This window comes from Zhongshania sp. (genome assembly GCF_041584495.1).
Classification (GTDB): Bacteria; Pseudomonadota; Gammaproteobacteria; order Pseudomonadales; family Spongiibacteraceae; genus Spongiibacter.
Genome location: NZ_JBFHDY010000006.1, coordinates 42381 through 65642 on the forward strand (window position 1 = coordinate 42381; position 23262 = coordinate 65642).

The 23262-nt window shown below is 50.7% G+C and carries 22 protein-coding genes; 11 read left to right on the plus strand and 11 right to left on the minus strand.

Annotation, left to right across the window (positions count from 1 at the left end):
• Nucleotides 1-28: 28 nt before the first annotated feature.
• The gene (locus ABYP33_RS02200) at nucleotides 29-802 is read right to left on the minus strand and encodes a ferredoxin--NADP reductase (protein ID WP_373087871.1); all 774 of its coding nucleotides are present in this window, start codon (nucleotides 800-802) and stop codon (nucleotides 29-31) included.
• Nucleotides 803-923: 121 nt separating this feature from the next.
• Between ABYP33_RS02200 and ABYP33_RS02205 the strand changes: the two genes are divergently transcribed.
• A complete protein-coding gene (locus tag ABYP33_RS02205) occupies nucleotides 924-1802 on the plus strand; it encodes a LysR family transcriptional regulator (protein ID WP_373087873.1) in 879 nt (292 codons plus the stop codon).
• On the opposite strand, the gene ABYP33_RS02210 is transcribed toward ABYP33_RS02205, so the two are convergent.
• Entirely contained in the window at nucleotides 1785-2975 is a 1191-nt protein-coding gene (locus ABYP33_RS02210) for a multidrug effflux MFS transporter (RefSeq protein ID WP_373087875.1), read from the minus strand. The two genes, ABYP33_RS02205 and ABYP33_RS02210, sit on opposite strands and share 18 nt — an antisense overlap.
• Before the next feature lie 133 nt (nucleotides 2976-3108).
• On the opposite strand from ABYP33_RS02210, the gene ABYP33_RS02215 reads away from it, so the two are divergent.
• Entirely contained in the window at nucleotides 3109-3597 is a 489-nt protein-coding gene (locus ABYP33_RS02215; RefSeq protein ID WP_373087877.1) for a MarR family winged helix-turn-helix transcriptional regulator, read from the plus strand.
• A 26-nt stretch (nucleotides 3598-3623) separates the two neighbouring features.
• Here ABYP33_RS02215 and ABYP33_RS02220 read toward each other — a convergent pair whose 3' ends face one another.
• The 4 genes from ABYP33_RS02220 to ABYP33_RS02235 all read right to left on the minus strand — a co-directional run bounded on the left by ABYP33_RS02220 (nucleotide 3624) and on the right by ABYP33_RS02235 (nucleotide 7537).
• Entirely contained in the window at nucleotides 3624-5258 is a 1635-nt protein-coding gene (locus tag ABYP33_RS02220; protein ID WP_373087879.1) for a hypothetical protein, read from the minus strand.
• Nucleotides 5259-5343: 85 nt separating this feature from the next.
• Nucleotides 5344-6183, minus strand: coding sequence for an OmpA family protein (locus ABYP33_RS02225; RefSeq protein WP_373087881.1), 840 nt, complete (start codon nucleotides 6181-6183; stop codon nucleotides 5344-5346).
• Nucleotides 6184-6363: 180 nt separating this feature from the next.
• Nucleotides 6364-7155, minus strand: a complete 792-nt coding sequence (locus tag ABYP33_RS02230) for a DUF4126 family protein (protein WP_373087883.1) — start codon at nucleotides 7153-7155, stop codon at nucleotides 6364-6366.
• Nucleotides 7148-7537 (minus strand): DUF4345 family protein, encoded by a 390-nt coding sequence (locus ABYP33_RS02235; RefSeq protein ID WP_373087885.1) that lies wholly within the window; start codon nucleotides 7535-7537, stop codon nucleotides 7148-7150. Before ABYP33_RS02235 ends, ABYP33_RS02230 begins: the two co-directional genes overlap by 8 nt.
• 122 nt (nucleotides 7538-7659) lie before the next feature.
• On the opposite strand from ABYP33_RS02235, the gene ABYP33_RS02240 reads away from it, so the two are divergent.
• Nucleotides 7660-8412 carry a DUF2889 domain-containing protein gene (locus ABYP33_RS02240; protein ID WP_373087887.1) on the plus strand — a complete coding sequence of 251 codons (753 nt, stop codon included), beginning with the start codon at nucleotides 7660-7662 and terminating at the stop codon, nucleotides 8410-8412.
• A gap of 223 nt (nucleotides 8413-8635) precedes the next feature.
• Here the strand turns inward: ABYP33_RS02240 and ABYP33_RS02245 are convergent, their stop codons facing one another.
• Nucleotides 8636-9349: an SIMPL domain-containing protein gene (locus ABYP33_RS02245; RefSeq protein WP_373087889.1), complete on the minus strand. Its 714-nt coding sequence runs from the start codon at nucleotides 9347-9349 to the stop codon at nucleotides 8636-8638.
• A gap of 83 nt (nucleotides 9350-9432) precedes the next feature.
• Between ABYP33_RS02245 and ABYP33_RS02250 the strand changes: the two genes are divergently transcribed.
• The 4 genes from ABYP33_RS02250 to ABYP33_RS02265 all read left to right on the plus strand — a co-directional run bounded on the left by ABYP33_RS02250 (nucleotide 9433) and on the right by ABYP33_RS02265 (nucleotide 13557).
• Entirely contained in the window at nucleotides 9433-10890 is a 1458-nt protein-coding gene (locus ABYP33_RS02250) for a coniferyl aldehyde dehydrogenase (protein WP_373087891.1), read from the plus strand.
• Nucleotides 10891-11031: 141 nt separating this feature from the next.
• Nucleotides 11032-11481 (plus strand): ATP-dependent zinc protease, encoded by a 450-nt coding sequence (locus ABYP33_RS02255; RefSeq protein ID WP_373087893.1) that lies wholly within the window; start codon nucleotides 11032-11034, stop codon nucleotides 11479-11481.
• Nucleotides 11482-11577: 96 nt separating this feature from the next.
• Entirely contained in the window at nucleotides 11578-12483 is a 906-nt protein-coding gene (gene rimK, locus ABYP33_RS02260) for a 30S ribosomal protein S6--L-glutamate ligase (RefSeq protein ID WP_008252529.1), read from the plus strand.
• A 9-nt stretch (nucleotides 12484-12492) separates the two neighbouring features.
• Nucleotides 12493-13557 carry a succinylglutamate desuccinylase/aspartoacylase family protein gene (locus ABYP33_RS02265; protein ID WP_373087896.1) on the plus strand — a complete coding sequence of 355 codons (1065 nt, stop codon included), beginning with the start codon at nucleotides 12493-12495 and terminating at the stop codon, nucleotides 13555-13557.
• Nucleotides 13558-13709: 152 nt separating this feature from the next.
• Here the strand turns inward: ABYP33_RS02265 and ABYP33_RS02270 are convergent, their stop codons facing one another.
• The 4 genes from ABYP33_RS02270 to ABYP33_RS02285 all read right to left on the minus strand — a co-directional run bounded on the left by ABYP33_RS02270 (nucleotide 13710) and on the right by ABYP33_RS02285 (nucleotide 19905).
• Complete coding sequence (locus ABYP33_RS02270) at nucleotides 13710-16637, minus strand: hypothetical protein (protein WP_373087898.1); 2928 nt, start codon at nucleotides 16635-16637, stop codon at nucleotides 13710-13712.
• A gap of 299 nt (nucleotides 16638-16936) precedes the next feature.
• Nucleotides 16937-17662, minus strand: coding sequence for an OmpA family protein (locus tag ABYP33_RS02275; protein ID WP_373087900.1), 726 nt, complete (start codon nucleotides 17660-17662; stop codon nucleotides 16937-16939).
• Nucleotides 17650-19278, minus strand: coding sequence for a TonB-dependent receptor plug domain-containing protein (locus ABYP33_RS02280; protein ID WP_373087902.1), 1629 nt, complete (start codon nucleotides 19276-19278; stop codon nucleotides 17650-17652). Before ABYP33_RS02280 ends, ABYP33_RS02275 begins: the two co-directional genes overlap by 13 nt.
• Before the next feature lie 474 nt (nucleotides 19279-19752).
• Nucleotides 19753-19905, minus strand: a complete 153-nt coding sequence (locus ABYP33_RS02285; protein ID WP_373087904.1) for a hypothetical protein — start codon at nucleotides 19903-19905, stop codon at nucleotides 19753-19755.
• On the opposite strand from ABYP33_RS02285, the gene ABYP33_RS02290 reads away from it, so the two are divergent.
• The 4 genes from ABYP33_RS02290 (at nucleotide 19864) to ABYP33_RS02305 (ending at nucleotide 23217) form a co-directional block, all read left to right on the plus strand.
• A complete protein-coding gene (locus tag ABYP33_RS02290; protein WP_373087914.1) occupies nucleotides 19864-20259 on the plus strand; it encodes a succinylglutamate desuccinylase/aspartoacylase family protein in 396 nt (131 codons plus the stop codon). The genes ABYP33_RS02285 and ABYP33_RS02290 overlap by 42 nt on opposite strands.
• Before the next feature lie 767 nt (nucleotides 20260-21026).
• Nucleotides 21027-22145: a helix-turn-helix transcriptional regulator gene (locus ABYP33_RS02295; protein ID WP_373087906.1), complete on the plus strand. Its 1119-nt coding sequence runs from the start codon at nucleotides 21027-21029 to the stop codon at nucleotides 22143-22145.
• A gap of 569 nt (nucleotides 22146-22714) precedes the next feature.
• Nucleotides 22715-22966: a type II toxin-antitoxin system Phd/YefM family antitoxin gene (locus ABYP33_RS02300; protein ID WP_373087908.1), complete on the plus strand. Its 252-nt coding sequence runs from the start codon at nucleotides 22715-22717 to the stop codon at nucleotides 22964-22966.
• On the plus strand, nucleotides 22963-23217 hold the full coding sequence (locus ABYP33_RS02305) for a Txe/YoeB family addiction module toxin (RefSeq protein ID WP_373087911.1): 255 nt from the start codon (nucleotides 22963-22965) through the stop codon (nucleotides 23215-23217). Before ABYP33_RS02300 ends, ABYP33_RS02305 begins: the two co-directional genes overlap by 4 nt.
• Nucleotides 23218-23262 lie beyond the last annotated feature (45 nt).

Genomic DNA, 23262 nt, shown 5'->3' on the forward strand with positions numbered 1-23262 from the left:
GCGCTAAAACCACGGGATATTCACATCATTAATGCTCAACAAACGCCCGCTCAATAACATAGTGGCCGTGAACCCCTGCTCGGGTCTCCTGAAACCCGGCAGAATTCAGCAAAGCACAACTGTCTTTTAACATGCTCGGGCTTCCGCAAATCATAAAGCGATCGTCAGCGGTATTCAGTGCAGGAAGACCAACGTCCTGCATCAACTTCCCGCTGCGAATCAAATCCGTCAAGCGCCCCTGATTAGCGTATTTCTCTCTCGTCACGGTGGGGTAATAAATCAATTTTTCCCGGACTACCTCACCAAAATATTCGTGGCTGGGCAGATGCTCGCGAATAAAGCCCTGATAGGCCAATTCGCTCTCGTAACGCACACCGTGCACCAACACCACTTTCTCAAACTTATCGTACACCTCAGGATCTTTGATAATGCTCATAAATGGCGCGAGGCCAGTGCCGGTGCTGAGCAGGTAAAGGTTTTTACCCGGCAGTAAATTATCGGCCAGCAAGGTGCCGGTTGGTTTGCGGCTAATCAACACTTCATCGCCTATCTTAATCTGCTGCAATTTAGAGGTTAAAGGGCCGTCGGCAACCTTGATACTGAAGAACTCTAATTCATCTTCGTAATTTGCGCTGACAATGCTATAGGCGCGCATTAGCGGCCGATCACCTTGCTGCAAGCCAATCATGGTGAAATGGCCATTTTCAAAGCGAAACGATGGGTCGCGGCTGGTTTTAAAGCTAAACAACGTCTCGTTCCAATGGTGTACGCTGGTCACTCGCTCTCGAATAATATTGCTCACTGCTAACCTCTCCTACGGCGATGGGCGCCGTCCCCTTAGCCCCGATTTGCCAATAGTCTACGGGCCCGCTATGCTATCGGCAAAACGACTTATTATGATTTTTCATATCGGTTTTATAAATATGCACTACACCCTTCGCCAACTTGAAGTTTTCCTCGCCGCCGCCCATACCGAGAACATCACTCGCGCCGCAGAGCAACTGTCAATGTCACAGTCGGCGGCGTCAAGCGCCCTAAAAGACCTAGAGCAGCAATTTTCCATCCAACTTTTTGACCGTATTGGCAAGCGGCTGCAAATCAATGAGCTAGGTAGGGCGCTGCGCCCCCAGGCCGAGGCCCTGTTAGATCAGGCCCAAGCGCTAGAGCAAGGTTTTCGCCGTCACGATCAAGTTGGCGAGCTAAAAATTGGCGCCACCCTCACCATTGGCAATTACCTTGCGGTCGACATCATGGCAGAATTCATCAGCCGCCACCCTGCGGCCAAGGTCGCTCTCAATGTCGCCAACACCGCCGCCATCAGCCAGCAAGTACTTAACTTTGATTTAGATGTGGGGTTAATTGAAGGTGAGTTACACCACTCCGACCTTGAGGTCACAAAATGGCGCGAAGATGAGCTGCAAATTTTTTGTAGCCCAAGCCACCCTCTGGCAACAAAGAAAAACCTCAGCAATGCCGATTTACTCTCAGCCCAGTGGATACTAAGAGAGCCCGGCTCGGGAACCAGGCAGGCTTTTGACCGCGCGCTCCACGACCTGTTACCCGACCTCAATATACGTTTAGAACTGCAGCATACTGAAGCCATAAAGCGCGCGGTAGAAACCGGCTTAGGAATAGGCTGCCTGTCTAAAGTCTCACTACAATCGGCCCTAGAAACTAAACGGCTTGTAGCACTCGACGCAAAGTCTCGAGATTTCAAACGCTTCTTTTACTTTATTTTACACCGGCAAAAATACCGCAGTGAGGGCATACTCCGGTGGCTGGAGCTATGCCGAAACAGCTAAGGATTTTTTGTCCCACTTTGGCACAACGCACAGGCCCAAAGCCGATGCAAGAAACATCGTTAACGTCATTGGCCACATATAATCACTGTGGAACTGCGTCGACAACCCACTAATAAGGCCGCCAATAAGATATTGGGCACTCCCCATTAACGCCGAGGCAATGCCGCTGTGCTGGGGAAAATATTGCAGAGCACAGGCCTGAGAGTTCCCCATTACGCCGCCGAGCGCGCCCACGGCCAACATGACCAAGGGCACCACCACCCAGAGCGGTGGTGCAAAAGCGGTAACCACTAACAGACCCGTACAAAAAACAAACAACAAGAACATAGCCCGAGGCAAAATTTGCTCAGCGGGGACGGTATTTAACAGACGGTTATTAATACGATTAGCGATGGCCAGGGTGACAATATTGCCCGCAAACAACATCGAAAACACCGTCTCACTTTGACCGTACAAGTCGATATACACTAGCGCCGCATTGGCGACAAAGGTGATCATAACGCTAAAACCTAAGCTCTGCGCCACTAGGTACGCCATTGCAGTGCGATTTGTCAGCACAAATTTATAGCGGGTGAGCAAGCTGTCTACTAGCGGTGGGCGCGAATCAGTGCCGCGCTTTCTAATAATAATACTCGCCAGAAAGCAGACCGTAAGCGCGTAGGCAGCCAAAACTAAAAACACCAGTTTCCAACCGCTTAAGCTATAAAGCAAGGTGCCAATACTCGGCGCCAGTGCGGGTGCAATGATGGTAATTAACATGATTTGCGAGAACAGTTTCGCCGTATCCTGCCCCTCGGTGTGATCACGAATAATCGCTGGCACCACTACTGAGGCAAAGCCGCCACCCAAGGCCTGAAAAAACCGCGCAGCCCAAAACACCGACAGCGATTCAGTAGAAGCGATGACTAAACTCGCGACCGCAAAAAGTGCCAAACCAAAAAACAGTGTCGGGCGGCGACCTACATAATCACTAATCGGCCCGCCAAAAAACTGACCAAAGCTCAAACCGAGCATATACAGACTCACCGTTACGGCAATGTCTTGGGCAGGCACACCCAGTTCAGCCGCAATCGCAGGAATCGTAGGCAAATACATATCAATCGCCAAAGGCGAGAGCGCAAAAATTAACGCCAGCAGCAGTATTAGCCGCAAGGGAGGAAGCGTGGAGGACATAAAAAACACCTTTTATCTTTCTGGAAAGATAATAACTGGAAATTACCTTGCCAGCAAGATAATATTCAGTCACCGCCTCGAATCGCAGCGCTAAACATGAAGCCAAACCTTCGCCCGCAAACACGTTACTGCCATGGATGATAAGCGCATCAGCATTAAAGAATTGCGCCAGCAACAAAAGCAGCACTGGCCAGAAATGTACCGAGCCGCAAGCCCCGCCGTCTTAAACATTATTCGCGCGGCAGATCGCTTCATGAAGGAATTGGGCGCCGCCTTACAGGCCCACCAATTAACGAGCGCCGAGTTCGATGTACTGGCAACCTTGCGCCGCCAATCCCCGCCCTATCAGCTCAGCCCAACTGAGCTGTGTAAAGCGATGCTCTTTAGCTCTGGGGGCTTAACGAAAGTGCTCTATCGCTTACAACATTCCAACTTAATTCTACGTCCCGAAAACCCCAACGACGGTCGCAGCCTACTCGTGCAACTCAGCCCAGAAGGTATCTCTTTGGCGGGAAAATTATGCGCTACCATTAGCGAACTGCACCAGACGCGCGTCACCAAACTTAGCGCTGCAGAACAGGCAAGCCTAACCCAGCTATTAGAAAAGGCCTTTGCCGATTGAGCTCCACGCCTGATGAACCCCTGCGACTAAAAAATCCAACGCAGACGCCAAAAGAAATCCGCTTCTAATGCTGCTAAACGCGGCTCATCGACGACTTCATCCATAACCGGCACCGCGGCCAGTAGTTCCGTCTCAAAGCCATAACCCGGTTTCAAGACGAGCCGAAACCCGGCGTCGGCCAAGCGCTGAGTAGACGCCAAGTCACCGCTCGCATTATTGAAGTGCGTCGCGGCGTATTCAACAAACATGGACGACTCCCAGGCCAAACCCAACCACTGAGGCTTGGCGCTGGCAGCGAGATGCAGAAAGTAGCCGTCATCCCCAATTAATACCCCGGGCAAGTAGGCACTCATGCTGCTGATACCACCTAGGACAAACTGCTGTTGCTGAGGCAGCTGCGTGTTGTCGGCAAACTGACCGTTGAAGTTCAAGGCCACTTCATAGCCTGGCGCCACAGCAAACTTATAACCCAGCTTTGGCTGCAGTAAGATAAACTCCGCCTCGCGCTTGCCGATGCTCACACCCTCGCCAGTATCGGTCGCAAAACTGCCACCGTCGCCAAATCCGGTTTTAAGTGACAGCTGAAGTTTGAGATAAGACGGTGCCTCGGCCAAATGCCCCCGCACGGAATACTTAGCACCCAGCTCCAGCGTTTGGTAGCGCTCCGCGAGTAATGGCGTGTCCTGAGCCGCCGATTGCAGTTCTGAACGCACGTGCTCCAGGCGCTCAAATACCGTCCAGCGCCGCACAGGGTTACTGTACAGTAGCTGCTCACCCGACAGCGCAACACTATCTATCTCTGCATCCAAATGCAGTGTTTCACTGCTCGTCACGACCGGGCAGTTCAGTAGCGGCGGCAAACATAGGCCGCCACCCGTACTGCTGCTCGTGAATTGGGGCTGGCGCTGATACTCAATATGACTGGCTTCAATACCGTAAAGACCAAAACGAAAGGGATGCTCAACACCGAAATCAAGCTGTTGATAATCGTCACCATCTCCAGCCTCACCCAGCTCGTCAAAAATAGTTCGGTAGGCCACATTGAGTTCTGCGCCATTAGCAAATTGATGCTTAATGCCAGCAAGACCAAAATAACGACCAAGGAAGCGGCTACCCTTGTTGCTCATTTCCAAAACAAGATCGGTGGCATCATGATCGACAAGCACTTGCTCTCGAAAATCAAGAATGACCTGATTATCATAGTGCTGCTCATAGGCAATGCTGTAGGCCAAGCCCGCGCGCTCGGCTTGCAAATCGGCCAAAACCCGCGCGCGATCAAACTCCGCCAAACTTAAATTGCGGTCGCCAACCAAACTCGCGAAATGCGCGGTGACTTGCGGGTTGCCGCGTACACCTTTCACCGCAGCCTGATTCACCAGTACCGTGACCGTATTCTCTACACGGTAATAACTTACACTCACCAGTAAATGCCCAGCATTATAATAGCGCCGCGTCAGCGACGTGATCGCGTCTGAGGGTGACTCAGACTCGGCTAAGAGCGCCTCAATTTGCGCGGTAGAGAGCTGCGTATTACCAATAATACGAATACTAATTCCGCCGATCACCGCCGTTATCGCCGCAGTCTCAACTCGCGCCGCGGCCTCTATCTGTATTTGACTCGCAAGCTGGGGGGGCATTACCGGTGGCAGATCAATTGCCATTCAAACTCTCCTCAAATATTGAACGGGACATCGGCCCCGGCAATTCAGCTAATCGTAGTATCGGGTTTTTGTTGGAATACATAGCTTACAGACGCTTTAACTCAACGCGCCGGTTCATCTCTCTACCGGCCTCAGTGCTATTATCAGCACGGGGCTGCGACCTACCATACCCTTTGGCGACCAAACGCTCAGCGCTCACGCCCTGACTCAACAAATACCTTCGCACGGCATTTGCTCTGGCCTCAGACAAGCGCAAATTGTACTTATCGGCTCCCAGCGAATCGGTATGACCACCCACTTCAATACGTTTGGCATCTGATTGCTGAATAACCGGAACCACCATAGCCAGAACAGCTTTTGCGGCAAGGCTCAGCCGCGAACTATCGTGGGCAAAAAACACCCCGTTCAGTGGCTGGGCCTGAGGGCCATCGATATAACAGCCATTGGCCAAGGTTTTAATACCACGGGGGGTTTTTAAACATTGGTCATCTTGATCACAGACGCCGTCACCATCGCCATCGGCACAGGCGTAGGCATCGGTCTGAATTCGGCCTGCAGTAAAAACCGGATCGATATTCGCAAGCGGTATCAACGCGGGTTGATCTTTGGCTGAACCGAGTGCATCGATGGCCACAACCCCGCCATCCTCGTCCGCGGCCAAAATGCCTTGATCCATCGCCAATAAGTCATCAGTCACGGCGAAGCCAGTCAACCCGCCTGCCAGTGGTTGTATAGTGCCAGTCAGACCAGCATCAATCGCACCCAGGCTGTCGTTGAGATCAATACCAACAGCAGTTGTAACTGGGCTAACAACGGACAAAATACCCGTCTGGTTAAGCAAATCTTGCACTAGTCCGGCGTGTGCTGCATTCATCGTTAGCGACAAACACACGACAAGACGACACACCTTTCGAGCAAAGCTCATTGGCACTAACACCTGTAAAAATCCATTATTCGCACGTATTTAGCCACTCAATTGTCTATTGCAAGGCGCAAGACTAAACTGTCGCGCTTATCTGCCTGTAGATTAAAACGCATTTGTTCAGCCAGCGCATGGGGTTTGTGCTGAGAACGCCCGACACCGCACAGTTTTTAGTAGCGCAGACTAACTCGCACCTGCACTGGTATGCTCGCCAATAACGGAGGCCTTCGCCGTCGCGTACTCGGCATCACTTAGCGCGCCCGATTGATGAAGCGAATCCAAGCCCTGCAATGCGTCGACGAGGGAGCTCGGCTTCGCCAACTCCGTTGTCGCCTCGCTGGCCCCCACTAACGCCGCGTCGGTTTCTTTACTTAGGCCCAGCCACTGACCAATTTTACGGAAAATACGCGCGATACCTCGCCATAACTTGGGCAGTAACCAAATCAGCAACAGTAAAAAAACGACAAAACCAATCAAGAACAGCACGGGGTGATTTAACGCCACCCACAAGCCTCCAAAAACAGCGACATCTTCGCTAATCGAGGCCAGCCAATTACTCACTGGCTCCGGCGAGGTATTGATTAACATTCGGGTACTGGCCTTCGCTGCGTGGGTAACCGAGGTCACCGAACCGCCAACAATTCCCGCCGCCAACTGTAAGGCCGGGCTAACGTCACCCACGGTATTTGCTGCCAGCAAAGCGCCTGCAGGAATCCGAATAAAAGTGTGTAGTGCATCCCAGCCAGTATCCACCCCCGGAATTTTGTCGGCAAAAAACTCCACCGCATACATTAAACCCGCCGCCAAAATAACCGCCGGGTCCTGCACTACTGCCAAACTTTCGGGCAAATCAATGCCACCTACAGAGCCACCTAAACCCAACACCAAAATGGCCGCATATAAATTTAAGCCACTGGCCCAAGCTACCCCCATCGTTAGGGATATCACACTAATTAGCTGCTGATACTCATCCACTGCTTTGATCTCCGCTACGCAAACGCTTGGCAAATACCCAACATAACGCCGCCGCACTCAACTCAAATGACAGCGCAGACAAGGTGTAGACCGAAGCACTACCTGCCAACACTGCACCAAACAACCGACCAGCACCAATACCACCGGCAATAACACCGTTCAAAAATAGCACATGACAGACCCAGCGAGGGCGCCAGAGCGCCCAAAGGGCACTTAGGCCTACCGCCAGCTCCATACCGCCATACATAGCTCGTAATTCAATGGTGCCATCTACCGACGTCGCCGCCACCCCCGCGTAGGTGCCTAGGGCAGCGGGCTCGAGCAAGAGCCAGCCACCAATACCCAACCACGCCAAGGCCAAATAACTCAAAAAAAGTCGCATTACATACCCACCCTGTGTGCAGAACGATTCAGATTGACCGAAACCGTCACTCGTTTAGACCGCTAAGGTCATACCCTTCCAATACAAACTCGCTACTATTCTAGTTCATTGTGGAGAGCGATATGTCGACCTTGGAAGACTACCCGAAAAACCCTGGTTATGGCCACGGCCGCTATCGGCGTCGTATTCGCCTCAAATCTGAACCGGGACTGGTTCACGGCGAACTCGACGACACCAATCATGGCTTTCGCTGCACTATTTTTCACGATGGCGTAAATGTCACTGATATCCCAAGCGAAGTGCTGCGCATCCCATTTGATACTTGCCCAGGCGCGGCAGGACCTCTGCGCAAATTAATCGGCTTAGCCCTGCGCGACGATATTCAAACATTGATTCCCCTCACCGACTCACCCTCTAACTGCACCCACCTACTCGATTTAGCACTATTGGCCATTCGCCACAGCAGGCGCAACGTAGCAGAGTTAATTTACGACATTTGTGTAGAAGATCAGGCCAATAACAACAGTCCCGCGGCGGCTGAAGTCTACGCCAACGGCAAGCTCGTCCACCGCTGGCAAACCTGTAATTGGGAAATTACCGGGCCAGACGAGCTTAAACAAAACGTACTCCACAAAGGCTTTAGCAAGTGGGCATCGGCGTGCTTTACAGGCGAGGAGCTGGAGGCGGCCTTTATCCTGCAAAAAGGCTATTTTGTCGCGAGCGCCCGTCGCTACAATATAGATGCTCAAGTCGGCCAAGCCGCCAATGAGCATCGTGACGTTATGCTCGGCGTTTGCTTCAGTTACAGCACACCGCAAATTGAGGTCGCTAAACGCACCGCCGACAGCATCCGCGACCCCAGCAAAATCCCATAAATTATTATTTAAATTTCAACAAGTTAACTAGAAATTATACTGTGTTACTGCCTGCAGTCTTGATACGCACAATTACGAATATATACCTGGCCAGATGAGCGTTACTATGGCAACAGTTTCATTGACCTTTGCTCCTAACAATGGTCTCAGGAGTAACACCCCCGCTTGGCACCCACACTCTGGGTGCTTTTTTTATGTGCCAAAATTGAGTGCCCACCGCCCTTTATTTCAACAAAAACACCACCGTCAAACTTGCGCTAACAGTCTCTTTACCAATCAGCATCGGCGCCGCCCCGCCAACCTTGGCGTCCATCATCATAGCCCGCTCATACACAACCGGTGCATTAGCGCCCTCGTCAATGTGATAAACACCAGCGAGTGTGCGACCAAAGCCTGCCGCGAGCACCTCAGCTCTGGCCTTGGCATCCGCGATGGCGGCCTGCACGGCCTCTGCCTGCAGCGCCACTCTTTGCGACAGATCAAAACTGACATTACCCAATTCACTAATGCCGGCGTTAACCAAGGCGTCAAGCAGCCCGCCGTAGCGCGACAAATCTGTCAAGGTAATATCAATTGTGCGCTCGACCCGCTGGCCACGCAGCACACGCTTGCCGTCGTGCCACTCGTAATCGGGGTAAATGCGAATCTGCGAGGCGCGAATATCACGTTCGGGTACACCTTGTTCGGCCGCGGCATTCAGGACTTGCGCACTGCGCTGATCAACCGCGTTTTTGGCTTTTACCGCGCTGTCTTGCGTCTCGGAAATTTGCAGCTGCAGGCGCGCAATATCTGGCATAGCCTCCACTTCACCCCGGGCGGCAATCACCACATGAGGTGCTTCTGGCAAGGTGGCGGCATGGGCAAAAATGGGCGATGCAGCGGACAAGACAAAGGCCGCCGCACAATTCAAAATGAAGCTTTTGGCGTTTATCATCATCTGATTCCTTTTGATTTAGTCCCCAAATGGCTTTTTAGTACTTTTTTCTTTCAGCATAACAACAACAAATCACGGAGAGCTCAATGACCAATCTCAACATCACCCCAGGTAAGCCAACATTAGACGATATGCGCGCTACGCTCGACCGCCAGCGGCAACTGTGCACCGAAGAGGGTGCGGTCAGCGCAGAGCTGCGTATCGATCGCCTCAGCCGGGCAATCGATTTAATTTTTGACAATCGCGACATCATTGTCGACACGCTAACCCAAGATTTTGGCCACCGCAGCAGCCATCAATCTCTGATGTCAGACATTTACGCAACCATTGAGTGCCTTAAGCACAGTAAAAAACACGTCAAAAAATGGATGAGAGCCGAGAAACGCAGCGCGCCCTTCCCTATGAATTTAATGGGCGCTAAAGCGCGGGTAGAATTTCAGCCCAAGGGCGTAGTCGGTATCATCGGCACCTGGAACTTCCCCTTGAACACCGTCTTTTCACCACTGGCTGGCGTGTTGGCAGCCGGTAACCGCGCCATGATTAAGTGCTCTGAAGTTACACCTAAAACCGGCGAGTTACTGGCTACATTAACTGCCAAATATTTCTCCTCTGACGAGATTGCCGTATTCAATGGCGGCCCAGACGTCGGCGCACAATTTTCGGCATTGCCCTTCGACCACATTATCTTTACCGGTGCCACCAGCATTGCCCGTCATATACTGCGTGCAGCCAGTGACAACTTAACCCCCGTCACTCTAGAACTCGGTGGCAAATCACCGGTAATTGTCAGCGAGAGCTACCCAATTCAAGAGGCCGTAGAGCGCATTTTCGGTGGCAAAATCTTGAATGTCGGCCAAGTCTGCTTATCACCAGATTATGTGTTTGTGCCGGAAGATCAATTGGCCGCATTCACCGAAGCCGCAAGCGCCTATATCGCCACCATGTTCCCCTCCGTGCGTGACAACCCAGATTACAGCTCGGTGATTAACGAGCGTCACTATCAACGCCTGCAGAGTTACCTAGCAGACGCGCGGGAAAAGGGCGCAGATATTCGTGAACTTAACCCCGCCAAGGAAGATTTCAGCCAGCAACAAGGCACATTCAAGATCCCGCTCACCTTGGTGGTAAACCCCAGTGACGACATGCTGGTAATGCAAGAAGAGTTATTTGGCCCGATTATATGCATTAAACCCTATCGCCAAGTCGACGATTGCATTAACTACGTCAATGCCCGCCCACGGCCATTGGCGCTGTATTACTTCGGTAAGAATAAAACCGAGCAGCAACACATACTGGATCACACCGTGTCAGGCGCAGTTACCATCAATGACGTTATCTTCCATGTTAGCTGCGAAGACCTCCCCTTTGGCGGCATTGGCCCTAGCGGCATGGGCAATTACCACGGTGCAGACGGTTTCAAAACCTTCAGCCATGACAAAGCGATTTATAAACAAAGCAACATTAACTTCCAGAAACTGGGGGGCATGATTCCCCCCTACGGCGACAAGGCCGATAAAACCCTAAAAGCCATAATCCGGAAATAGCATGCTAATTCCCACCACGCCCCTGCAATAGGGGCGTGTCAGCCAATTTCTTCAGCAAAAATAAGCCACTTAAAAGCTACTCCCCAAGCCGCATAGCGGCTATGCTGCCAAACTTAGTCTAATGACATTGCGAGGCCACATTTGCCACAGACAACATTAGGATGGCGAGAGTGGGTCACCCTACCCGCATTGGGCATAAACGGTATTAAGGCAAAAATTGATACTGGCGCCCGTAGCTCCTCACTTCACGCCTTTGACATCCAGGCAATTGAAGTAGACGGCGAGCAGTGGGTAGCGTTTAAAGTGAACCCCCAACAACACGAGACCACCGAGCTCGTTGCCTGCCGTGCGCCGGTAAAAGACTACCGGCAGGTTACCGATTCTGGCGGTCACCGCAGCATGCGCTATGTTATCGAGACGAGTATTTGTATTGGCGGCGAACAATTTCTTGCCGAAATGACCCTCGCTGACCGCTCGCAAATGCTATTCCGTATGTTATTAGGGCGAACTGCCATGAAGAATCGCTATATTGTCGACCCCAGCCGATCCTATTGCGCCAGTCAAAAACCCGGAAACCGCCTAGCCAAATAGTACCAAGCTAGCCCCGCCGAAATCGCGGAACTAAATATTAGCCAAGCCAATCTGAACAATCCGCCTAGCAGCCGATAACAAAGAGAATACCCTACAATGAAAATTGCCATACTGTCCCGCAACAGACGCCTTTACTCCACACGCCGCCTTGTAGAAGCCTGCACGGAGCGCGGCCACGAAGTGCGCGTTTTAGACACCCTAAAATGCTATATGGAATTAAACTCCAGCGAGCCGGTGGTGTGGTACAAAGGCGAACGGCTCGAGGGCTTCGACGCAATCATCCCCCGCATTGGCGCTTCAATCACGCCCTATGGCCTCGCGGTTATTCGTCAGTTTGAAATGTTGGGCACCTACAGCCTCACCGAATCCGTCGCGCTCGGCCGTTCACGCGACAAACTGCGCGCCCTGCAACTGCTGTCACGCAAAAACGTCGGCATGCCGATCTCCAGCTTTGCCCACGACGTCCACAACACCAAAGAACTTATTAAACTGGTGGGCGGCGCCCCTGTGGTGGTCAAACTGCTAGAAGGTACCCAAGGCCGCGGCGTGGTATTAGCCGAAACTGCCAAGGCGGCAGAGAGCGTTATCGACGCCTTCCGCGAGTTAAAGGCAGACTTCCTCGTGCAAGAATTTATTAAGGAAGCTGGCGGCGCCGATGTGCGCTGCTTGGTCATTGGTAAAAAAGTGGTCGCGGCCATGCAGCGCACCGCCGCCAGTGGCGAGTTCCGCTCAAACCTGCACCGCGGCGGTACCGCCGAGCTGACCCGCCTCACCCCAGCAGAACGTGCCACCGCGGTTAAAGCCGCACAAATCATGGGCCTGAACGTCGCAGGCGTAGATATTTTGCGCTCGTCACGGGGGCCACTGGTCATGGAAGTGAACTCTTCACCGGGCTTAGAGGGCATAGAGACTGCCAGCAAGAAAAATGTTGCCGCCGAGATCGTAAAATTCATTGAAGAAAATGCCGGCCCAAACAAGAATAAGACCCGAGGTAGGGGTTAAGACCACGATATGAAAAAGCTCACCATTGCCGGCACTGACATTCCCGTCGGTTGCCGCACCCAGATTGAACTGCCCGTTGCGCAGCTTTATACCAACACGGAACTATCGATGACCGTAAAAGCGATTCGCGGTCGCAAAGACGGGCCAACCCTGTTTGTGAGCGCGGCGATTCACGGTGATGAAATCAATGGTGTTGAGATCGTACGACGCTTATTACAGCACAAGGCACTGCGCTCCTTGCGCGGCACCTTGCTCGCGATCCCCATTGTGAATGTGCACGGTTTTCTTAATAACAGCCGCTACCTGCCCGACGGCCGAGATCTAAACCGCTCGTTTCCCGGCTCGCCCAAAAGCTCGCTGGCGGGACGTATGGCGCACACCTTTCTCAATGAAATTGTGCTGCAATGTACCCACGGCATCGACCTACATACCGGCGCTCGGCATCGCAGCAATCTACCCCAAATTCGCGCCGATATTAAAGACGAGTCAACCCGCGCCATGGCCGAGAGCTTTGCCGCCCCCGTTATTCTGCACTCGGCAACCCGCGATGGCTCACTGCGAGAAATCGCCAGCAATCACAATATTCAGGTACTGCTTTACGAAGCTGGCGAGGCGCTGCGCTTTGACGAAATCGCGATTCGCGCCGGCGTCAGCGGCATTATTAATGTGATGCGCCATATCGGCATGCTACCCGCGTCGCGCAGTAAAAAGCCGAAACGCACAAGTATGATCACCGGCCAATCAAGCTGGATACGGGCGACTAGCAGCGGGGTGTTGCGTGCGCTGGTACCGCTCGGCGAGTTTGTCACCAAGGGTGATGTGCTCGCGCTGATTTCTGACCCCATGGGAAATAATAACGCCGACACCAAGATTCTCGCCAACGATGACGGCATCGTTATTGGACGCACGTTTCTGCCGCTGGTATACGAAGGCGACGCCTTGTTTCACGTGGCTAAATACAAAGCCAATATCGGTGAGGCACTTGAGCACGTTACTGCGTTTAGAGAAGAGTTTGAGCCCGAACCTTACTCTACATCCGACGACACCGAAGACCACCCGCCTATTGCTGGATAACATGGTTTTAGAAAGGCAGCAACTATCCACTTTCCTTGTGGCTTGCTAATACCCCGCTTTTTTAAAACAAAAAAGCGGGGCCTCCCGGCCGCTTAATAATGAGTTAAAAGTCTATCGCCGCGCTTAACAGCGTCCTCAGCGACAGTAGCTGCTTATTTAAACGCTTCCCACTTCGGTTGCTGCGCATACAGAACATCATAAGTGGTGAAATCCTTCGTTGTATTGCTATCGGAAATCCGGCAAATATCCAAAGCAGGGAAGAAATCGCCCGATTTATGCAAGGATCGCCCAACTTTCACTCGGCAAACCGTGCGTACCAAACCGCTCTTATCGACCATAGAACTCACCATTACTTTCCCACTTGGCTTGGCAGCTCCTTTTGCAAGCCATTGAGGGTTTTTCGCACTGAGGATTTCAACGCCAGACACCCGCTCGGTGTGCGCAGGCTGCCCGCTCGTCTTCGCCACGCCCATTTCACAATCGTCCATATAAAGTGAACCCACCACAATTAGCCCGTCGTGAAGCGCTCTACAAACATGTATTTCTTGCTTTAGTGCGACCTTATTCTTTCCGTTGAAAAACGTCCATGAAAACTCACCAACTTTCACTTTATCTTTAAACGACCATATCTGTGGAGAACCTTTTCTACCAGCATTGCGACCGTGCTGAATCCAGTGTTGTAAAACGGTATACGAGCTTTTGCCAAATTCTGGATGCCTTGCTACGTCTTGGTTATGCGCGAGGTAATACACGGGATCCCACTGCGCTGACCCACGTCGATTCTCCTTTACGCCCCAGTCGTGCCAATGCCGCGCAACGGCAGCGCAATTAGTGATCCAGCTTTGTGAACCTAGGCCCGGGTACTTCATTAAATAATACCGGCCATCAAACCAGGGAGCAGAGTCTAAGCATTTACTGGCTCTGCCCTCATCATCAAACAATTCGGCCCGATAATGCGCTTGAGGATTCCCTCCTTCTGTCCAAACACCTGATAATCCGTAGGCATATATATAGTGGCTGCGGTCAAAAACGTCATTTGCCAAAGACCAGGCGCGCCCGTCACTTGAACTCAAGCCAACTGCATCGGCAACGCCATTAATCACATCACTAACCGACTTCACATTAGCACTAGCGAAGCTTTCCAGCGTGCTATAAGCGCTCACTACACCTTTCGCCACCTCAGTCCCTGCTACAGATGCCCCATTAGCAATGAACTTACCCGCCTCTTCAAGCCCCTTAAGTACAATTTTGCCAAGCTCAAACGCAGAGTTTTTAATGACCTCGACAATGACAGGGACAAGCTCATCGGGCTTAAAGATTGTACCGACCGGCACGTTGATATCTATATTTTTGGAAAACACCGTAAACTCGATACTACCCTCGGCGTCGCCTAAACGGCTAAGATCTGCAGTCGCCTCTACCTTTTTAAAATTAAATGTTCTGGTAATCTCACCAACAACAGGACCAAGCACTGGGACCTGATTAGCGGCCTCCTTTACTTTTTCCTCAATTGTCGAAACACCACCTCCCACACGCAACTTGCCACTCGAAATTGCCGTTGCGCCATTCTTAAAAAGACCGAGTATGTCACCTTTTATTTCAGTATCAATTGCCATGTCAAATGGCATTACAAACTGGCTTCCACGAAACTTAAACACTGAGCCTTCAACTGACGTATCACCGACACTTAATCCCGTTGGCGCAATAATTATTTCAAGATCTTTTACGTTCCCAGGGGTAACGCGTGAAGCCTCTCGCTCCACTACTGAAATACCATTTAACACTGTTTTAAATGGCTCAATCGTACTTAAGCCCGGCATTTTCTTCATCAGCGCCACATACAAGCCCGGCATTGAAATCTGACCGTCAGGCGCCTTCAACACCAAGCCAGCGCCAGGCGTCATATCGACATCAACAAGCAGTGCGCCATCAATTCGCTTACCCGCAATTGTGGCTTTATTAATCGCTGCCTCAATACCCGATATTTGGCCGCTAGGTGTCACACTCAGCTTCAATACACCACCGCGAGAATCAACAACGCCCAGGGACATAACGTCCCATGCCTTTTTACACGACTTACTCGGATCGGTACTTGAGTTTGGCTTACCCCCACAAGCGCCAGAAATTTCACCACCAAACGTCAACGTCCCATCTGTTTGGAGTTCAAGCGACGGGGTCAGCCCCAACCATGAATCCCATTTTGTTGGTTGTGCGAACAAGGTTCCAGTAAGCTCAGTGGTGACATCTGGCGTCCTCGTTACCTGGTTCATCTTTCCGTGCAGCACTAAATTCAAGTCTTTGAAAATAAATTTTGGCTCTATTTCTGGGGCGATCGCAATGCTTTCATACCAGCCTTCCTGCATTGTGATTTTGAACGCAAGATCATATTCAGCATTCTTGTCCGTAAGCGATACCTCAACCTTCACCGGATTAGGCGCCCCCAGTTCCTCCGTCAGTGCAGACACCTGCTTGATGACCTTACCTAGGGCGCTGTTACCCCCATATTTTGACCGGTCCCACTGCCCTGAGATTTTAAATAACTGATTCTGGGAAGCATCCGCACCCTCAGCACCCGTAAGCTGAATCACACCCACAAAATGTTGCAGAAAGCTTTTTGCTGCAGGCACTTCATCAATCAGCTTGCGAATAGGGTCTACCTCGCCATACTTCTTGCCGACGCCGCCAGAGCTCATACCGCCGCCAGAACTCGTAACCCCATCCAAAGGTTTAAGCGGACCAGGTAACACCGCGACTTGGCAGTGTTTAACAATATTGGGCGCTGGATCGCCATGTGTATAATGATCACACTTTATTGCCTCACCTTTAGCCATAAATTTATAAGCATATAAGTGACTTGATTGGTTCTGAGCAATCGGTCCATACCGAAACAATCTATAGCCATCGACCGACGCAGCACAGCTCCCACCTTGAGACGCGCAAACCGACCATTGGAGCAGTTCAACCTCACAAGTCTTGTGTCTATTTGGCGCAACATCACCATACACTTTGAATGAACAAGCCAAGGGTTTCCCGCGTAATAAGTCGAATGCCCATTGGCTACCATAGCCATAACGCATCAAATAGGCCTGTGAGCTTGGCTGCTTACATTCCCCACCCTCTGTGGCGCATTGGTGCCATTCCGCCATGCTATTTTCAGAAAATGACAAGCCACTAACGAGGGCGGTCAGGCATGCCATAATCATCGCCACTCTTGCCCCAAGTAGCCGCGCCGCCATTGCCGGTCTACCATTTTCTTCTTTACTATAAAACTTCATATTTTGTCCTAGTAAATGACTAGCTTTAAACGTGTCTATCAATTCTTGCGGAGGTCACTATAAACATACCCGCGCCCGCCTATCACAAACACTTTGAACAATAATTAAGGCAATATGTGAAGCTCAACACGACGATTTTTTGATCGCCCCTCGGCTGTTTCATTGCTAGCAATTGGCCGCGTTTCACCGTAGTGACGCACGCTCATGCGGTCCTGACTGAAGCCCTTTGAATACAGGTAAATTTGCACTGCGATTGCTCTACGTAGCGACAGTCTTTGGTTATATTCTGCAGAGCCAGAGTTATCGGTATAGCCTTCTACCACAAATTTATTATTACTGGCTTTCAAAAGAGGAATAACCGCATCAATTTCAGCCCGGCCTTTCGCAGTTAATTCATCTGAGTTTTCTAAAAATCCAAAATCCAGAATCACCCTTTGCTCTGGCACATGAGATAAAGAAGCCGCCTTCTGTGACGCGTCGTCGGCTAGGGGCTGCTTTACAACTGCGGAAGAAGGCCTTGCAGATATAGCGGTGGGGCGAGGCTCTACGATCGCTTTCGACTTCGCGCCCATCTGCATTCGGAAATCTAAATAGACACGCGCCCCCGGCAACGATAGGTCGTTAGATGTTTGCGATAAGTGACCCCGAACATCTGAATCCAGCAGATTTCGACCGCGCAATGCAACCCAAACTGCCACCGTTTTCCACTTCGTTTCATATTCAAAATCTAGATCAAAGAAGTCATGACCCTTGGTTGGCGTTTCACCGGTACCGATTTCATCTTGATCAAATACATGCCCATACGCCACACGATAGGTTAGAGACCCCAACACTCCGCTGTGAATAAGGCCCGCTCGATCGCCCGGAATTGCGGCGAGATCACCCCCAGAGGTATATTCCGCACGTACGCGCCAAACGAGTAATTCTGATTGAACTGGTAACTAATCGCGACGTCTCCGCTGTAGTGATCAACGTCGTTCCGTGGCGCCCCTGACCCAGTACTTTTTTCAATATAATCGTCAATACGACTTGCGCGAATATCCGCTCGGTAAGCCAACAGTCCTGCACTACCGCGATACGCCAGCCCCGCGTTATAACTAGACTCGGGGGCTAGGCGCGAATCCACTTCACTGACGGCTACCGGCGCATTTTGCAGTTCACTTTCACCCGGAGCGCGCTGGCCGTGACCAAGACTGACTCTCAGGGTGTTGCGCTCATCAATATCTGTCTCTAGCGCAGTCCATATAGCAAGTGGATTTTCTTTTGCACTACCGCCGACCTCACCAAATTTTTGCTTGGTATCCTCCACCCGCATCCCAAGCGATAAACGACTTGAGCCGATCTCCCGCTGGGGAATCCAATATACAGCCGCTTGACTGCGCTCAGAGGGTTTATCTAGGTTGAAATCTTTACCTTCATTACTCCTGTCCTGCGTTTGAAAGCCGATACGGCTTTGCCACCCCCACAACGACATCGTAAGAAGGTCAATACGCAGCTGAGTATCACTCAATTCAAAATTTCCGCTCTCAGTCGGAGGAAAAAGATCTTCAAGACCGAAATTGTCTGCGGGCTCTTGATGCTGATATTCCGACCGAACTAGGGCAAGCTTCACTGTATCTAGGCCGTATTTGCCAACAACGCCGCCTGTGCGCAATTCATACCGCTGCAACTCAAGGTTTACACGCGGAATGTCGCCACCGGCCGTGGTTCCAAGACCATATTCATTGGCGTGACGCGAATAGCCCAGACCAAAATAACGCCCTTCGTTCGTCCAGCTAACGCCAACGCCTTCGCCAGAAACGTTTCCATCAGTATTGGCAATCTCATTATCACTGCTGGCGCGGGAATCGGGCGCGTCGTAATCATCGCTCTGATGAATAAGACCATCTAAATGCACTGCCCAGTTTCCATTGCCCAAGGCAATACGACCGTACCCGCCAGCCCCAGCATCGTGACTGCTTCCCCGCGACGCCCAATCCCAGTGCAGCCCTTCAATAGCTGTCATAGGCACCAATGGCACATCGAGATCAACAACTCCGCCAATCAACCCACTACCGAAGACTAGCGACTCCAACCCGTCAAGTACCGTAGCGCCCCTGGCCGAAAGCGGATCTAATGCAACGTTGAACCTCGTGGAATATGCAGATAAATCAGTTATTGCAATATTGTTGACAAGCAACCGTATGCGCTCTCCGCCAAAACCTCTGAGTACAGGTCGACTAGACAAATCGCCAAAATAACTTGCATCGACACCAACAGTCTTTGCCAGTGTTGCCCCTAGGCTGTTTTCTAGTTGGCGCTGCCAGGCGTCTTCCTCAACGCCCTCGTAACTAGCCTGATCAGCCACGCAAACGTGGCTAATAGTGGCAATAACCACTACAGCAATCGCACTGCACACTTGCTCGGAAGCTAGTAGAGGCCCAAAAAGGCGGCGATATTTAGGCATCCCAATTGACTGACTAACAGCAACAGCACAACATTGACGATAGTCGGGATTGAAAAATAAACGCCTTAATTTGCTGAACGTGTGGAAACTAGGAACTGCCTTGGAGATTACTTTCCTAGTTAAAACGATATTCATCTATAGCAAAACCCCGCATTCCTTATTATAAATCTACTCAATGCATTCACTGGCTGCTGAAATAGCGATAACGCGATTGCTTATTTATTATTATGAACAATTATTGCACATTATATAAAAAATGGGAAATAGAGGCGCAATCTCCATCGCCACACGCTGAAGATAACAGATAATCATGACGTCGGGAGTGAGGCGCAATATTGTGAGGCCTCGCAATTCAATACAACTTATCTTTAGCGGTTTAGCGCAACTAGCGAATGCCTAGCGACCAAATCTAACACCTCTCTTTAAATGCATTTGGACTTACATCGAGCCATGGCCGAGAGATTTGTCGTCCTGTTATTCTGCACCCAGCAACCTGCGATGGCTCGCTGCGAGAAATCGCCAGCCATCACGATTTAGGTACTGCTTTACGAAGCTGGCGAAGCGCTGCGCTTTGACGAAATCGCGATTCGCGCCGGCGTCAGCGGCATTACTAATGTGATGCGCCATACCGGCATGCTACCCGCGTCGCGCAGTAAAAAGCCGAAACGCACAAGTATGATCACCGGCCAATCAAGCTGGATACGGGCGACTAGCAGCGGCGTGTTGCGTGCGCTGGTACCGCTCGGCGAGTTTGTCACCAAGAGTGATGTGCTCGCGCTGATTTCTGACCCCATGAGAAATAACAACGCCGACACCAAGATTCTCGCCAACGGTGACGGCATCGTTATTGGACGCACGTTTCTGCCGCGGGTATACAAAGGCGACGCCTTGTTTCACGTGGCTAAATACAAAGCCAATATCGGTGATGCACTTGCGCACGTTAATGCGTTTAGAGAAGAGTTTGAGCCCGAGCCGGGCTGAAACTCAAACGATTATGACGACCACCCCCAGCCGGGTAAGCTCGAAAGCGGTCATTTGAACGCATTGTTTATAGCGCTTTAGGCGGGTATACGCGCAGACACGTAAATCGGCACGATGCAGTCGTTAAACTAGTAACGCTGCCTTTTCACGGGCATCTATTTTTGATAGTCATTTGACGATTTCGGCCTCTCATAGCTGACACACCTTCTTTTCTGGATAGTCCCTCTGCCACCGCAGGCTCGGCAGGTATGCTTGTTTTTCCATTCGCTGCGAGGCAAGCCAATTCTACTGCCGGAGTCTTCTCGACCATCGCCGCCGCAGGTGCCGCACCTCACGGTAGAAGTTTGATATTGCAAACAACCAGCGACCGCTGAAACGGGCAAGAACGCAGCGGGTAGCGCAGAAACAGCCAGTATAAAATTTCTTCTTTTCACAAAATATCCTAATTTAATTTCATAAGTTTTAGCGACCACAGCGCTCAATATCTGGCGCGTCAACTGTTAAACAATAGGGAGCTTCCTTGCTAGCAGCATTGAATAATCAGATGCTTTTCCATACGCAAATCCAGTGCGGCATTATCAACACACCAGATATCCACATCCCTGCGAGTCAGCGAGCTTGATAGCACCTACTAGATTTGCTCAGCTTGTAATCTAACGGTATAGTTTGTTTAATGCCTCCCCTAGATTGGGGAGATGCAACGGGCAGCAGCTGTAGCGACCTACAGGAAGTGAGTTCAACGTTGTGGGGACAGCCAACAAAAGATAATGCAGAGCAGTAAATTATCCCAGCTGATCGGTGAACTTTACCGACACGCCCACCAAGCGGATGGCTGGATGGCCTTTTTTGCCATGCTCGAAACCGAAATCCCGTCGCGTTCCACAACGCTCATGTTTGAGGACATTCAAACCCACGCAACCGACATGGTTTTGTCGCGTCATTTGAACGATGACGAACTACAGGTATACGGTGAGCATTATATTCACACCGACGTCTGGGCAGAGGCCATGGCCGATATGCCGTTATTCCAGTTTCATAGCAGTGATGCCATCCCTGATCGGCACTTTTTATCTTCCGAGTTTTACGCTGACTACACCAAGCCCCTGGATATCCGTTACGCCTGTGGCGCTTATATTGAAAACCCCAAAATCGGTCAGGCTTTTCGCGTGACCATTCAGCGCGGTCATCAGCACAAGCCCTTTAACAGCAAAGAACTTGAAACCCTCAACCTCTTTGTTCCCCACTTACAAAATGCGCTGGCCATATACAAACGCAATATCGCCCTAGAGTCACTGCAAAGTGGCTTCGACTCAATTACCAATATTATGGACAGCGCGGCCTATTTACTGCGCCCAGACACGTCGATTGTCTCGCAAAATACACAGGCAGAAGACCTATTACGCCAAGACGTGGCGTGTATAACTGGGGGAAAATTGTCTTTTCGGCCCCATAAACTGCGCAACACCGTAGCCCAGCTTATGAATAATTTGCAGGAATTCACTCATAATCGTGCAGCCTCCTGCCGAAATTATGCCCGTACCGCGCAATATCAAATTAGTGTAGAGCCCCATCTGCTGCCGAGCCTCGTGCCCGGCACTCAGGAGCTTGGCGCACTCCTGCAAATTAAACATTGCGACGCCAATATAAATATAGACTTAGCGGGGCTAGAAATCTTATACGAACTGACCAGTACCGAAGCCGGTGTAACACGCTTACTTTGTAAGGGCTTAGTAGTTAAAGAAATAGCCGAGGCCATGGGCGTCAAAGCCAGTACCATACGTTCCCACCTTAAGGCAGTTTTCTCCAAGCTTGGCGTGCGCTCACAACCCGAATTGCTCAGCAAAGTCATGGCATCGCTCGCCAGAACCCAAATAGATATCGTTTAACACTTCTTTTAAATAAAAAAGGCATGCTGAGTGACTATTTCGGTTTGGGATTAGTGCTGATGTTGGTTGATGCATTGCTGCTACTGGTAAAAAGCGGACGGCAAAAAATACGTAATCCAACGAAAGCCGTAGCTTTCTATGCAGCCTCAATGCGCATAGTTATCAAGCAGCTGTGCAGGTAATCATATCACCTCTAATCAGGTAGCCAAATTCACTATACGACTACAACTAAACCCAAGAATTAAATAGATTCGTCGCCATTTCTTATTTGTCAGAAAAAGCCTCCAACAGAAGCCCATTACTGTGTACGATTCTTGAAATCGTGCCTTCTATATCGCTCTCTCGTCCTGTTCTGGTCAAAAGCGGGCAGTCATAAACCTCTAGTCGGATGGAAGTTGGTAGATTTTTCTACAGCCTCAACGCCGCTGTAACCAGCGAATTGTAGTTGATTGGCTTTTTGTGCTAATCAAGCACAAAAACCAAGCGACGGAAATGGAGTCTGCGTTGACAGCTTTGTTATGTGCCGATATCATTCGTACAACTTTTTGTACATGTACAGGTAAATGAAGATGGAAAGCATAAGCTATACCGCCGCCCGGAGCAACCTTGCCAAGACCATGGAGAAGGTATGTAACGACCATGCGCCTGTTGCCATCACCCGCAAGGGCGAAGGTGCTGTAGTAATGATTTCGATGGACGACTACCAGGCCCTAGAAGAAACTGCCTACTTGTTGCGAAGCCCTAAAAATACACGGCGCCTGATTGAGTCTATTGCCGAACTTGAAGACGGAAAAGGCCAAGCAAAGGAATTGATTGAGTGAAGTTAATTTTTGCAGAGAAAGCATGGGAAGATTACCTATACTGGCAAAAGACTGATAAGCAGATGCTCAAACGTATTAATGCACTTATCAAGGATATTCAGAGAGAACCATTCGAGGGGATTGGTAAACCTGAGCCTTTGAAACACGCTCTTTCTGGATATTGGTCTCGACGAATTAACGACGAGCATCGAATTGTTTATAAAATTCATCAAGACTCCATTCTTATTGCCCAGCTACGCTATCACTACTGAGCTAAGCACATAACGAGGCTGTAGATTTTCTGATGTAGCACAAAG